Origin of the sequence: Enterococcus aquimarinus (genome assembly GCF_001885765.1) — a bacterium.
Lineage (GTDB): Bacteria > Bacillota > Bacilli > Lactobacillales > Enterococcaceae > Enterococcus_I > Enterococcus_I aquimarinus.
Window position 1 is genome coordinate 272,059 of record NZ_JXKD01000001.1, and the last position, 13,001, is coordinate 285,059.

Genomic DNA, 13,001 nt, shown 5'->3' on the forward strand with positions numbered 1-13,001 from the left:
TCAGGGGCATCTGTGAGGGATATCATGGAAAATAATTGGTTTGTAGTAGGGTTATTCGTATTATTGGTTATCAATACCATTGGAGCAATTATTACGGTCTTTCGGCGCCCGCGATCGATTGCCAGTGTATTTGCTTGGTTACTAGCTTTAATTTTTTTGCCAGGTATTGGTTTTTTTCTCTATCTCTTTGCCGGGCGAAAAATAGATGATGAAATCATTTATCGCTTGAACAGCCATCGTGAGCAACGAATTGAAGAAATCAATCAATTAATTGAGAGTCATAATCAGCAATTTCTAATCGAAAGCCAATCGAGTAGCTCAGAACTTTTAAAAGACTACTTTAATTACTCGCAAGAAGCGCCTGTGACTCGCGGAAATCAAGTCCGTATTATTACCGATGGGCAAGAGAAGTTCAAGCAATTACTACAAGATATCCAGCAAGCGAAAGCAACGATTCATCTTGAATATTACGCGATTTTTGATGATCAAATCGGTAATCAATTGTTGCAATTATTAGTAAAAAAAGCCCAAGAAGGGTTAGAGGTACGCGTATTATTTGATCCTTTTGGCGGCGGGACAACTATCCGCTTTTTTAACCCATTAATTCAAGCGGGTGGAAAAGTCTTGCCGTTTATTACAGCCCGCGACTTTATTCGTAAAACGCGACTGAATTATCACCTTCATCGAAAAGTAGTGATTATTGATGGGAAAATTAGCTGGACGGGAGGATTTAATGTTGGGGATCAATATTTAAACGTGACAAAGAAGTTTGGGTATTGGCGTGATACGCATGCGCGAATTATTGGGACAGCTTCTTTCAGTCTGCAAGAAGTTTTTATTCGAGATTGGAATGCATCGGTGACGTGTGCCGAAGATTATTTAACGTACCAACCCAAATTCTTTACTCTCCCAACGCAAGAAGAACTCGGGAATATCAGTTTGCAAATCGTGGCTGATGGTCCGAATCGTGATGATCAAGTACTAAAAGGTGGCTTTATTAAAATGATTTTGGGAGCAAAAAAACGGATTCTCATTCAAACGCCATATCTGATTCCAGATGATTCAATGATGGATGCCTTACTGATTGCTGTGCGTTCTGGCGTTGAAGTCAATATTATGATTCCATGTATGCCCGATCATCCTTTTATTTATCGTGCAACGCAATATTATGCGAGTAACTTACACAAAAAAGGAGTAAAAATCTCGATTTATACGGGAGGATTTTTACATGCGAAAGTCTTGGTTATTGATGACCATATTTCTTCGTTTGGAACCATGAACCAAGATATTCGTAGTTATGCTTTGAATTTTGAAGTGAATGCTTTTGTGTATAATCAGGAATTGACAAAAACATTAGCCGAAACATTTGAAAAAGATTTGGAACAATCCATTGAATTGACGGATGCAATGATTGCTCAACAGTCGCTATGGTTAAAAACAAAACAGTCTGTGGCTCGATTATTATCTCCGATTCTTTGATGCTAACCGTTTTTGTAACCCTTGCCGCGCTAAGTTATCGGCGCCTTTATTTTGATTTTCAGGAATCCACTGGATGATGACCAAATCAAACAGAGGCAAGCGCGCTTTTATTTCACTTAAATAACTTTTAAAATCCAGGTTATTAGTATAGTCCTTTTCAATGGTTTCTGCTAAAATCTTACTATCTGTATAAATAAAAATTGTTTCTTTTGTATGCTTTTGTTCAATTAGTTCATCAAGCAATGCGACAAAAGTAGCAAATTCTGCTTGGTGATTTGTTAAATCGGGTAAAGGAATGGTTTTTTGAATATGTAGCTGCTCGCCAACAAGAAGAATACCCCCTGCACTCGGGCCGGGATTTCCTTTAGTAGAAGCATCGATATAGGCTTTAATCATCCGACAGACCACCTCACTTATTATTATATTTCTATTATACTTCAGGAGGCGAAAGAATGGCGCGAAAATTTTACTGGCAGCCAGAATTGTCCATTGCTATTATTTATTGGTCAACTACATTTACATTCTTCTTCCTAGGTTTTATTTTAACTTTAGAAAAGTCAACTGTTTATTGGAAAAGTTTATTGGCATTTTTTTTCTTTTTTTTATTGCTTCTTTTAAGTCGCAAAAGATATCTACGTTTTTCGGAAACATCGATAACGCTCTCTAGTGTGATGCAGTGGTGTCCTGTTTCGATTCCCTACGAAGAAATCGAACAGATTCAGTGGCAAAAAAATCACTTGCTATTTGAATACCATGGAAAAAAATTTGAAGGCTATTTTTTTTCAAAAAACCAAAAAGCGTTCAGTCACCTATTGCAACAAAAATTTCCTGAAAAATTAACAGAAGTGTGAGGGATGACTATGGGAGAGCAAGCAAATATATTTTTGACAAGTTTTAATCGCATTGAAAAATGGCTAAGAGAAGAGCTGGGTAACCCTCGGAATATGGGGTTTTCGCAGATGGTGCGTCGCCTAGCAAGTAGGCCAGACTTACTCGTCAAACAGTATGAAGACGATCTTCTGCAAATTTCGCAATTACGAAATGCGATTGTTCATGAGCAAATTAGCGAAAATTTTATTATAGCCGAACCCAATCAATGGTTGGTTCATCGAATCTTGACCATTGAGACGGATTTGATGCAACCAGAAAAAGTTTTCCCGCGCTTTAGTAAAAAAGTGACCGGTTTTGAACAAACGGTTCCCTTAAACGAGCTGTTAAAAATCGTTGCGCGCAAACGCTACTCTCAATTTCCGCTATATGACAAAGGACGCTTTACGGGTTTAATTACTTTACGAGCAATCGGTTATTGGCTAGCAAAAGAAAGTCTTAAAGGATCCGTTGAATTAGAAGGAAAAATGGCAAAAGATTTGATTTTAAGTGATGGAAAAGCGAGTAATTACGAATTTGTCGCACAAGATTGTCCATTGATTGTGGCACAATCAATGTTTAAAGAGAACGGGCTGCTAGAAGCCATTTTAATTACCAAAGATGGTCGACCTAATGGTCAATTGGTAGGGATTATTCGCCCAAGAGATATACTAAACATATGAGAAGAGAGTGGAAATATGCTAGCGATTTATTTTTTTATTAGTGTCATTTTAATCGGAATCGACCAATGGGTAAAATATTGGACTGTAACGAATTTAGCCTTAGGTGAAAGTCAAGGCTTTATTCCATCGGTGTTATCCTTAACGTACATCCAAAACAGAGGAGCTGCTTGGAGTATTTTAGAAGGACAGATGATTTTCTTCTTTATTATTACCGTGATTGCGGTGACAGTAATCACTTATTTACTGATTAAATATCGGAACGAACATTGGCTATTTCTTCTAGGTCTTTCTTTTGTCCTTGCGGGGGCAATCGGGAACTTTATTGATCGAATGCGTCTTGGTTATGTCATCGATATGTTTCAAACAGAATTTATTACTTTCCCGATTTTTAATGTAGCGGATGCCACTTTATTTATAGGTGTCGTAGGTATCTTTATCTATACAATTTTTGAGGAAAAGTTGAAAGGAAAACAACATGGAAAAGCAAATTAACGTAACAATTCAAGATGAGACAGGGAGGACAGATAAAGTACTGGTCGCGTTATTACCTGAATATAGTCGTTCGCAAATTCAGCATTGGTTAAAAAGCGGGGTTGTGACCGTCGAAGGAGAAGCGGTGCGCGCTAGTCGTAAAGTCGTTTCAGGAGAAACATTGGTCATTACGATTCCAGAACCGAAAGAACTCGATTTGTTACCAGAAGATTTGCCACTAGAAATTATTTATGAAGATGATGATTTAGCAGTTGTCAATAAAGGTCAAGGGATGGTCGTTCATCCTTCTGCTGGGCATCCCAATGGGACTCTTGTCAACGCGCTATTGTATCATTTAAAAAGTTTATCAAGCATTAATGACGTGATTCGTCCAGGGATTGTTCACCGTATCGACAAGGACACTTCCGGTTTATTAATGGTCGCAAAAAACAATGCGACTCATGAATCATTAGCACAGCAATTAAAAGATAAAACAACATTGCGAAAATATGTGGCACTCGTGCATGGAAATATTTCACACGACAAAGGAACGATTAATGCTCCGATTGGTCGGTCAAAAACCAACCGTAAAGTACAAGCTGTCATCGCGGATGGTAAACCTGCAGTTACACATTTTACCGTCTTAGAGCGTTTTGAGAACTTTACGCTAGTCGAGTTACAATTGGAAACGGGACGAACGCACCAAATTCGGGTCCATATGCAATATATTGGTTTTCCTTTAGCAGGAGATCCCATTTACGGACCACGAAAAACACTTGAAGGCCAAGGACAGTATTTACATGCGAAAAAACTAGGCTTTAAACATCCTAAAACGGGTGAAGAACTCGTTTTTGAAGTGCCGATTCCCGCACAATTTGAAAATACTCTTGCAAAACTTAAGAAAATAGATTGATTTTTAAGATAAAGAATAGTATAGTTACTTTAATAAAATTAAATAGTGTCCTTTAATGTAGTCCCGTGAGGCTAAGAAGGCAGTGAAGAGAGATTGAGCTTATTTGCGAATAAGACTCGATGATCTCGTGTGGAATTTCTATGGCTTTTTGTGTAGCCATAAATCTAAAAACAGTCACTCCTACCTTAAAACGGGTAGGAGTTTTTTTATTGTCAAAATGAAGGAGGAAGAACATGAAATCAAAAGAAGTGGTCGATGCGCTAACGATGAAACGAGCAATTACGCGGATAACATATGAAATCATTGAACGGCATCAAGGAATCGAGAATGTGGTTTTAATTGGTATTAAAACACGCGGTATTTTTATTGCACAACGGATTGCACAACGATTAAAAGAATTAGAAAATATTGAAGTCCCGGTAGGAGAACTTGATATTACGTTATACCGAGATGATAAAAAACAAGAACTTGAAGAAGCGGAATTACATGATTCGAATATCCCAGTTTCATTAGAAGGAAAAGAAGTTATTTTAATTGATGATGTTTTGTTTACCGGACGCACTATTCGCGCAGCACTGGATGCCATTATGGATTTTGGTCGGCCAAAACGAATTGGTCTAGCTGTCCTTGTTGACCGAGGACATCGAGAACTGCCTGTTCGCGCTGATTTTGTTGGAAAAAACATTCCAACTTCAACGAAAGAAGAAATTATTGTGGAAATGCAAGAATTAGATGGACGTGACCGCATCGTCATCAAAACAGAAGGGTAGGAAAGATTTTATGAAAGACACTTTTAGAAATACCGAGGCCGTTTTAGACATCGGTGATCGACCAAAACCGTTTCAATGGCTTGGTTTAAGCTTACAACATTTATTCACCATGTTTGGTGCGACGGTGCTCGTTCCTCGTTTAGTCGGACTGGATCCTGGGATTGCCTTAGTGAGTTCTGGCCTTGGAACATTGGTTTACTTAACCATTACCAAAGGAAAAATCCCAGCGTATCTTGGAAGTAGTTTTGCTTTTATTGCCGCGATGCAAATGCTCATGCAAACGCAAGGTTATCCTGCGATTGCTCAAGGAGCAATGACAACGGGACTAGTTTACCTGATTGTAGCGGTGATTATTCAAAAAATTGGTGCAGCATGGTTAGATAAAGTGTTACCGCCAATCGTAGTCGGACCAGTTATCATGGTGATCGGGTTAGGTTTAGCAGCTAATGCGGCGAACAGCGCGATGTTTAATGAAGCTGGCAACTATGACTTTCGATACGTCTTTGTCGCCCTCGCTACCTTAGCATTAACAATCTTTTTCAATATGTGGTTTAAAGGATTCTTAGGCTTAATTCCGATTTTACTTGGGATTGTGAGTGGTTATATCGTCGCATTACTGGCTGGAATTGTGGATTTAAGTCTGATTGCCAATGCAAGTTGGTTCTCATTACCGAATTTTGAAATTCCCTTTGTGCAATATACGCCAACGCTCCAGTTAGGCGCTATCGTCACAATGGCTCCCATTGCTTTTGTGACAATGACAGAACATATCGGTCATTTAATGGTTTTGAATAAATTAACGAAACGTAATTTCTTTGACAATCCTGGATTAAGTAAAACCCTCGCAGGTGACGGGGCTGCGCAAATTGTCGCAGGACTTATCGGTGGTCCGCCAACAACGAGTTATGGTGAAAATATTGGCGTACTCGCAATCACGCGAGTACATAGCGTGTTTGTCATTGGTGGGGCAGCAGTTTTTGCAGTCGCTCTTGGCTTCGTCGGGAAAATGAGTGCCTTAATTTTGAGCATTCCAAATCCGGTTATCTCCGGCATTAGTTTTGTGCTCTTTGGTGTCATTGCCGCGAGTGGCTTAAAAATTTTAATTGAAAACAACATCGACTTTGATCGCAAGAAAAATTTGATCATCGCTTCCGTCATTTTAGTCGTAGGGATTGGCGGACTCGTATTAGAAATTGGGACCTTCACACTCTCAGCGATGGCTTTAGCGACAGTCTTAGGCATCTTTTTAAATCTTATTTTACCAGAAACGTCTCGTAGCGAAGAAAAGTAAATCAAGGAGGAAACAACATGATTATTCAATCAGAACGCATTAGTTTAAAACATTTATTATCGGTGGAAGCTTTATCCGACCAAGAAGTGATGGGACTTATCCATCGAGGACAAGAATTTAAACGGGGTGCGCAATGGAATCCTGAGAAAAGTCAGTATTTTGCGACGAATTTATTTTTCGAAAATAGTACAAGAACGCATAAAAGCTTTGAAGTAGCGGAAAGAAAACTAGGCATTGAAACGATTGAATTTGAAGAATCAAAAAGCTCCGTTACAAAAGGTGAAACACTTTATGACACGGTCTTAACGATGTCAGCGATTGGAGTAGACGTCGCAGTCATTCGTCACGGAGATGAACATTACTACGATGAATTAATCGAAAGTCGCACGATCCAATGTGGCATCATCAATGGTGGCGATGGAAGTGGTCAACATCCTACGCAATGTTTACTTGATTTAATGACCATCTATGAAGAATTTGGTAGCTTTGAGAACTTAAAAGTGGCGATCGTAGGCGATATCACGCACTCGCGTGTCGCAAAATCAAATATGCAAATGTTAAAACGCTTGGGAGCAAAAGTCTTTTTCTCTGGCCCTAAAGAATGGTATAAAGATGAATTTGAAGTTTACGGACACTACTTGCCACTGGATGAATTAGTCGAAGAAGTCGATGTGATGATGATGCTTCGTGTCCAACATGAACGCCATGGCGATGAAAAAAGCTTCTCAAAAGAAGAGTATCATCAAGCGTATGGGTTAACGGAAGAGCGTGCGAAACGTCTTAAAAAACATGCCATTATTATGCACCCAGCACCCGTTAACCGCGATGTAGAACTAGCAGATTCGCTGGTAGAAGGGATGCAATCACGGATTATTACCCAAATGTCTAACGGTGTTTATATGCGAATGGCCATTTTAGAAGCAGTATTAACAGGACGATCATAAGGAGGAAGTAGACATGAATACATTAATTAAAAATGGGAGAATTGTTTCTCACGATAACGAATTAACAACGGTAGATATTTGGATTAAAGAAGGAAAGATTCACGCAATTGGTGAAGCATTTAATGCCGAAACATTTGAACAAGTGATTGACGTGAAAGGTCAATTGATTACGCCAGGATTAGTCGATGTCCATGTCCATTTTAGAGAGCCTGGTTTTACGTATAAAGAAACGATTGAAACCGGAAGTCAAGCAGCAGCACGGGGAGGATTCACAACGGTCTGTGCAATGCCGAACTTAAACCCAGTCCCAGATACTGTCGAACGTTTTGAAGAAGTCCAAAAAATCATTGATCGTGACGCGGTGGTCAAAGTCTTGCAATATGCGCCAATGACTGAAAACTTACATAGTGAAACATTAGTCGATTATGATGGTTTAACACAAGCTGGAGCCTTTGCTTTTACCAACGATGGCGTTGGGGTTCAAACAGCGGGGACGATGTACTTAGCGATGAAAGCTGCGGCTAAAAATAATCGTTCAATCGTAGCCCATACCGAGGATGAGTCCTTATTGTTTGACGGTGTGATGCACTTAGGCAAACGTTCAGAAGAGTTAGGCTTACCTGGAATCATGAGTGCGACAGAATCTTCGCAAATCGCGCGTGACTTACTTTTAGCAGAAGAAACAGGTGTTCATTATCATGTGTGCCACGTATCAAGTAAAGAAAGTGTTCGAATTATTCGTGAAGCCAAGCAAGCAGGAATCAACGTAACATGCGAAGTTTGCCCACACCATCTCGTTTTAATGGATGAAGATATTCCAGAAGATAATGGTTATTGGAAAATGAATCCACCGCTCCGGGCGAGTGATGACCAAAAAGCACTGATTGAAGGTTTATTAGATGGCACGATTGACTGTATTGCAACGGACCATGCACCTCATAGTCACGAAGAAAAAAATCAAAGTTTTGTTGATTCACCATTTGGAATTGTGGGCTCCGAATATGCTTTCCAAATGATTTACACGCACTTTGTAAAAACAGGTGTTTTCACTTTAGAACAAGTTGTTGATTGGATGGCGATTAAACCAGCAGAAATCTTTGGTTTAAATGCTGGGCGTCTGACGATTGGCGGACCCGCAGATCTTGCAATTTTTGATTTAGAAACGGAATATGTAGTCGATGATCAACAATTTTTATCAAAGAGTATTAATACACCATTCGTTGGGTGGAAATTATATGGTGATACAACAGTGACACTCGTAGATGGTAAAATAGCATGGCAAAAAAAAGGTGGGAAATAATAGATGAAACGTTGGCTAATTTTAGAAGATGGTACGTATTTTGAAGGAGAAGGTTTTGGCGGAACAAGTAATGTTATTGGTGAAATTGTCTTTACCACTGGGATGACAGGTTATCAAGAAACAATTACAAGTCAAAGTACAAATGGACAAATCGTCACATTTACTTATCCATTGATTGGAAATTGTGGCATTAACCGTGATGACTTTGAGTCGCTTTCACCTACTTGTAAAGGAATTGTTGTCAAAGAACATGCACGCCTCGCAAGTAACTGGCGCAGTCAAATGACACTTGATGAGTTTTTAACACGTAAAGGGATTCCTGGGATTGCCGGGATTGATACACGCGCATTAACACGCAAAATTCGCGAAAAAGGCACAATGAAAGCAAGTATTGTCGATGCAAGTGATGAATTTCATCATGCGTATGATCAATTAAAAGCGGCAGTGCTTCCAACGAACCAAGTGGAACAAGTCTCAACCGTTAAACCTTATCCTTGTCCTGGAATAGGTCATAATGTTGTGATTCTTGATTTAGGATTAAAACACAGTACGATGCAAGAATTAGTCAAACGAGAATGTAATCTAACGGTCTTACCGTTTAATGCGACAGCAGAAGAAATCTTAGAATTAAGTCCAGATGGTGTCTTGCTGACAAATGGACCGGGCAATCCTAAAAACTTGCCGACCCTGGTCGAGATGGTGAAAGAAATCCAAGGAAAAGTACCACTATTTGGCATTGCGCTCGGACATCAAATTTTTGCGCTAGCCAATGGTGCCGATACGTATAAAATGACATTTGGCCATCACGGAAATCATCCAGTTCGTCAATTAGAGACTGGAAAAGTTCACTTCAGTGCGCAAGGTCATGGCTTTGCAGTCGAAAAAACTAGTGTAGACCCTGATCAATTAACCGTTACCTATTTAGAAATCAATGATCAATCAATCGAAGGATTAAAACACAACAAATATCCAGCTTTCAGCGTTCAATTTCAGCCGGATGCATCACCTGGAACACACGATGCCTTATACGTATTTGATGAATTTATCGCAATGATGGATACATGGAAGGAGCACAATTAATGCCAAGACGTACAGATATTAAGAAGATTATGGTGATCGGCTCAGGTCCTATTATTATTGGGCAAGCAGCAGAGTTTGACTACGCAGGGACCCAAGCTTGTCTAGCACTGCGAGAAGAAGGATATGAAGTTGTATTAGTCAATTCCAATCCAGCAACCATCATGACGGATAAAGAAGTAGCCGATAAAGTCTACATCGAACCGATTACGTTCGAGTTCGTTGCGCGAATTTTACGCAAAGAACAACCCGATGCGCTTTTACCTACTTTGGGTGGTCAAACAGGCTTGAATATGGCGATGGAATTAGCACAATCGGGTATTTTAAAAGAATTAAATATTGAGTTACTTGGAACAAAGCTTTCTGCTATTGATCAAGCGGAAGATCGCGATTTGTTTAAACAATTAATGGAAGAATTGAACCAACCAATTCCAGAATCAGTGATTGTCACAACCGTTGAAGAAGCGGTTGATTTTGCTAATAAAATTGGCTATCCCATCATCGTTCGCCCGGCGTTTACAATGGGCGGAACGGGAGGCGGGATGTGCGATAATGAAGCAGAATTACGTCATATCGCTGAAAACGGCCTAAAGCTATCCCCTGCAACGCAATGTTTAATTGAACGCAGCATCGCAGGTTATAAAGAAATTGAATACGAAGTGATGCGAGATTCAGCCGACAATGCGATTGTTGTTTGCAATATGGAAAATTTTGATCCAGTCGGGATTCATACGGGTGATTCGATCGTTTTTGCACCAAGTCAAACCTTAACGGATGTTGAGCACCAAATGCTTCGTGACGCATCGTTGATGATTATTCGGGCCCTTGGCATTGAAGGAGGATGTAACGTTCAGTTAGCGTTAGATACAGATAGTTTTAACTACTATGTCATTGAAGTTAACCCTCGTGTTTCTCGGTCATCCGCTTTAGCAAGTAAAGCAACAGGGTTCCCAATTGCCAAATTAGCCGCAAAAATCGCTGTAGGATTGACGCTTGATGAAATGATTAATCCCGTCACAGGGACGTCTTTTGCCGAATTTGAACCAACGATTGATTATGTGGTTTCTAAGATTCCACGTTGGCCCTTTGATAAATTTGAAAGTGGTGAACGCTTGCTTGGAACACAAATGAAAGCAACTGGTGAAGTGATGGCGATGGGACGTAACATTGAAGAATCCCTCTTAAAAGCGGTTCGTTCATTAGAGATTGGTACGTACCATTTGGAAATGGCTGAACTAAGTCAAGTAACCGATCAAGTATTACTTGAAAAAGTCGTCAAAGCCCAAGATGATCGGTTGTTTTACTTGGTTGAAGCCTTACGACGTGGATTTAGTCTGGATGCCCTCTATGAGATGACGAAGATTGATCGTTTATTCTTAGATAAAATCTTACATATCGTTGAAATAGAGCAGACATTGATGGACAATGCTCAAAATCTGCCAACGTTAAAAATGGCGAAACAACACGGCTTCACGGATCGTAAAATTGCCGAATTATGGGGGATGACAGAAAAAGAAGTCCGTGACTTGCGTTTAACTCATAACTTACAACCCGTTTATAAAATGGTTGATACGTGTGCGGCGCAATTTGAATCTAATACACCGTATTTTTATAGCACTTATGAGTTTGAAAATGAAAGTCAAAAAAGTGAGCGTCCATCGATTTTAGTCTTAGGTTCAGGTCCAATCCGGATTGGACAAGGGGTAGAATTTGATTACGCGACGGTTCACTCTGTTAAAGCGATCCAAGCAGCCGGCTATGAAGCAATTATTATGAATAGTAATCCAGAAACGGTCTCGACAGACTTTTCCATTTCGGATAAATTGTATTTTGAGCCGTTGACCTTAGAAGATGTGTTAAATGTGATTGATTTAGAACAACCGCTTGGCGTTATCGTACAATTTGGAGGTCAAACTGCTATTAACTTAGCAGAACCACTTGCTCAAAATGGTGTTACGATTTTAGGCACAACCATTGCGGATTTAGATCGTGCAGAAAATCGTCATTTATTTGAAAAAGCGCTACAAGAATTAAGTATTCCACAACCCATGGGGGATACGGCAACTAGTATCCCAGAAGCCGTAGCAATTGCCGATAAAATTGGGTATCCAGTCTTAGTTCGTCCAAGTTATGTCCTAGGTGGCCGCGGTATGGAAATTGTCGAGAATCAAAATGACTTGCAAGATTATATGAAGTCAGCTGTTAAAGCTTCGCCTGAACATCCTGTTTTAATTGATCGTTATTTACTCGGCAAAGAATGTGAAGTCGATGCGATTTGTGATGGGGAAACCGTGCTTATTCCTGGAATCATGGAACATATTGAACGGGCTGGTGTTCACTCCGGTGACTCGATGGCTGTTTATCCACCACAAAATTTATCAAAAAAAATTATTGAAACAATCGAAGACTATACCAAACGTCTTGCACTTGGGTTAAACTGTATAGGGATGATGAATATTCAATTTGTTATTTATGAAGAAGAAGTGTATGTGATTGAAGTCAATCCTCGTGCAAGTCGAACAGTGCCGTTTCTAAGTAAAGTGACCAATATCCCGATGTCACAAGTGGCGACAAAAGTGATTTTAGGTGAAAAACTAGTGGATTTAGGGTATCAAACAGGCTTATATCCGACTTCTGATTTGGTCCACATTAAAGCGCCAGTCTTCTCTTTCACAAAACTCTTGAAGGTTGATACGTACTTAGGCCCTGAAATGAAGTCAACGGGGGAAGTAATGGGGACGGATCATAATCTTGAAAAGGCACTTTATAAAGCTTTTGAAGCGTCAGGCTTAACCATTCCCGAATTTGGCTCCGTTTTATTTACGATTGCTGATGAAACGAAAGAAGAAGCACTTGCCTTGGCAAAACGTTTTTCTGAAATTGGCTTTACGTTGACTGCAACGAGTGGCACGGCCGCATTTTTAGCCCAACATGGGTTACGTGTACGCAGTGTGGCCAAAATTACAGAAGACACTCAAAAAGAAACGGTTGTTGATATGATTCGTCATGGCCGTACTCAAGTAGTGATTAACACAATGGATAAAAATCGACAAAATGCTTCAAAAGACGGTTTTATTATTCGCCGAGAAGCAGTCGAGCACGGAGTCCCATTATTTACGTCGTTAGATACGGCTGATGCGATCTTAAAAGTAATGGAATCACGCGCATTTTCAGTCAATGCGATTTAAAAAGAGAGTCAGTTGAAA

Annotated in this window: 12 protein-coding genes; 11 read left to right on the forward strand and 1 reads right to left on the reverse strand. The window is 39.8% G+C overall.

Annotation, left to right across the window (positions count from 1 at the left end; all coding sequences use genetic code 11):
- Positions 1–24 precede the first annotated feature (24 nt).
- Positions 25–1,479: a cardiolipin synthase gene (gene cls, locus RU93_RS01305; protein WP_071873806.1), complete on the forward strand. Its 1,455-nt coding sequence runs from the start codon at positions 25–27 to the stop codon at positions 1,477–1,479.
- Here cls and RU93_RS01310 read toward each other — a convergent pair.
- Positions 1,462–1,875, reverse strand: coding sequence for a ribonuclease HI family protein (locus RU93_RS01310; RefSeq protein WP_071873807.1), 414 nt, complete (start codon positions 1,873–1,875; stop codon positions 1,462–1,464). The genes cls and RU93_RS01310 overlap by 18 nt on opposite strands.
- A 56-nt stretch (positions 1,876–1,931) precedes the next feature.
- Here RU93_RS01310 and RU93_RS01315 point away from each other — a divergent pair, with 56 nt between their 5' ends.
- The 10 genes from RU93_RS01315 to carB all read left to right on the forward strand — a co-directional run bounded on the left by RU93_RS01315 (position 1,932) and on the right by carB (position 12,983).
- Positions 1,932–2,330, forward strand: coding sequence for an EbsA family protein (locus RU93_RS01315; protein WP_071873808.1), 399 nt, complete (start codon positions 1,932–1,934; stop codon positions 2,328–2,330).
- Positions 2,331–2,339: 9 nt separating this feature from the next.
- Positions 2,340–3,029 (forward strand): CBS domain-containing protein, encoded by a 690-nt coding sequence (locus tag RU93_RS01320; RefSeq protein WP_071873809.1) that lies wholly within the window; start codon positions 2,340–2,342, stop codon positions 3,027–3,029.
- A gap of 15 nt (positions 3,030–3,044) precedes the next feature.
- Entirely contained in the window at positions 3,045–3,521 is a 477-nt protein-coding gene (gene lspA, locus RU93_RS01325; protein WP_071873810.1) for a signal peptidase II, read from the forward strand.
- A complete protein-coding gene (locus RU93_RS01330) occupies positions 3,505–4,413 on the forward strand; it encodes an RluA family pseudouridine synthase (RefSeq protein WP_071873811.1) in 909 nt (302 codons plus the stop codon). The genes lspA and RU93_RS01330 overlap by 17 nt, the downstream gene beginning before the upstream one ends.
- Positions 4,414–4,646: 233 nt before the next feature.
- On the forward strand, positions 4,647–5,183 hold the full coding sequence (gene pyrR, locus RU93_RS01335) for a bifunctional pyr operon transcriptional regulator/uracil phosphoribosyltransferase PyrR (protein ID WP_071873812.1): 537 nt from the start codon (positions 4,647–4,649) through the stop codon (positions 5,181–5,183).
- A gap of 10 nt (positions 5,184–5,193) precedes the next feature.
- A complete protein-coding gene (locus RU93_RS01340) occupies positions 5,194–6,474 on the forward strand; it encodes a uracil-xanthine permease family protein (RefSeq protein WP_071873813.1) in 1,281 nt (426 codons plus the stop codon).
- A gap of 17 nt (positions 6,475–6,491) precedes the next feature.
- Entirely contained in the window at positions 6,492–7,418 is a 927-nt protein-coding gene (locus RU93_RS01345; protein ID WP_071873814.1) for an aspartate carbamoyltransferase catalytic subunit, read from the forward strand.
- Between the two features lie 13 nt (positions 7,419–7,431).
- Positions 7,432–8,718 (forward strand): dihydroorotase, encoded by a 1,287-nt coding sequence (locus RU93_RS01350; protein ID WP_071873815.1) that lies wholly within the window; start codon positions 7,432–7,434, stop codon positions 8,716–8,718.
- A 3-nt stretch (positions 8,719–8,721) separates the two neighbouring features.
- A complete protein-coding gene (locus RU93_RS01355; RefSeq protein ID WP_071873816.1) occupies positions 8,722–9,798 on the forward strand; it encodes a carbamoyl phosphate synthase small subunit in 1,077 nt (358 codons plus the stop codon).
- Complete coding sequence (carB, locus tag RU93_RS01360; RefSeq protein ID WP_071873817.1) at positions 9,798–12,983, forward strand: carbamoyl-phosphate synthase large subunit; 3,186 nt, start codon at positions 9,798–9,800, stop codon at positions 12,981–12,983. The genes RU93_RS01355 and carB overlap by 1 nt, the downstream gene beginning before the upstream one ends.
- Positions 12,984–13,001: the final 18 nt, after the last annotated feature.

Bases quoted from the DNA above. Each gene is read 5' to 3' on its own strand.
- RU93_RS01330 (WP_071873811.1), top strand. From the start codon at position 3,505: ATGGAAAAGCAAATTAACGTAACAATTCAAGATGAGACAGGGAGGACA.
- pyrR (WP_071873812.1), top strand. From the start codon at position 4,647: ATGAAATCAAAAGAAGTGGTCGATGCGCTAACGATGAAACGAGCAATT.
- lspA (WP_071873810.1), top strand. From the start codon at position 3,045: ATGCTAGCGATTTATTTTTTTATTAGTGTCATTTTAATCGGAATCGAC.
- RU93_RS01355 (WP_071873816.1), top strand. From the start codon at position 8,722: ATGAAACGTTGGCTAATTTTAGAAGATGGTACGTATTTTGAAGGAGAA.
- RU93_RS01350 (WP_071873815.1), top strand. From the start codon at position 7,432: ATGAATACATTAATTAAAAATGGGAGAATTGTTTCTCACGATAACGAA.
- RU93_RS01315 (WP_071873808.1), top strand. From the start codon at position 1,932: ATGGCGCGAAAATTTTACTGGCAGCCAGAATTGTCCATTGCTATTATT.
- RU93_RS01345 (WP_071873814.1), top strand. From the start codon at position 6,492: ATGATTATTCAATCAGAACGCATTAGTTTAAAACATTTATTATCGGTG.
- cls (WP_071873806.1), top strand. From the start codon at position 25: ATGGAAAATAATTGGTTTGTAGTAGGGTTATTCGTATTATTGGTTATC.
- carB (WP_071873817.1), top strand. From the start codon at position 9,798: ATGCCAAGACGTACAGATATTAAGAAGATTATGGTGATCGGCTCAGGT.
- RU93_RS01340 (WP_071873813.1), top strand. From the start codon at position 5,194: ATGAAAGACACTTTTAGAAATACCGAGGCCGTTTTAGACATCGGTGAT.
- RU93_RS01310 (WP_071873807.1), bottom strand. From the start codon at position 1,875: ATGATTAAAGCCTATATCGATGCTTCTACTAAAGGAAATCCCGGCCCG.
- RU93_RS01320 (WP_071873809.1), top strand. From the start codon at position 2,340: ATGGGAGAGCAAGCAAATATATTTTTGACAAGTTTTAATCGCATTGAA.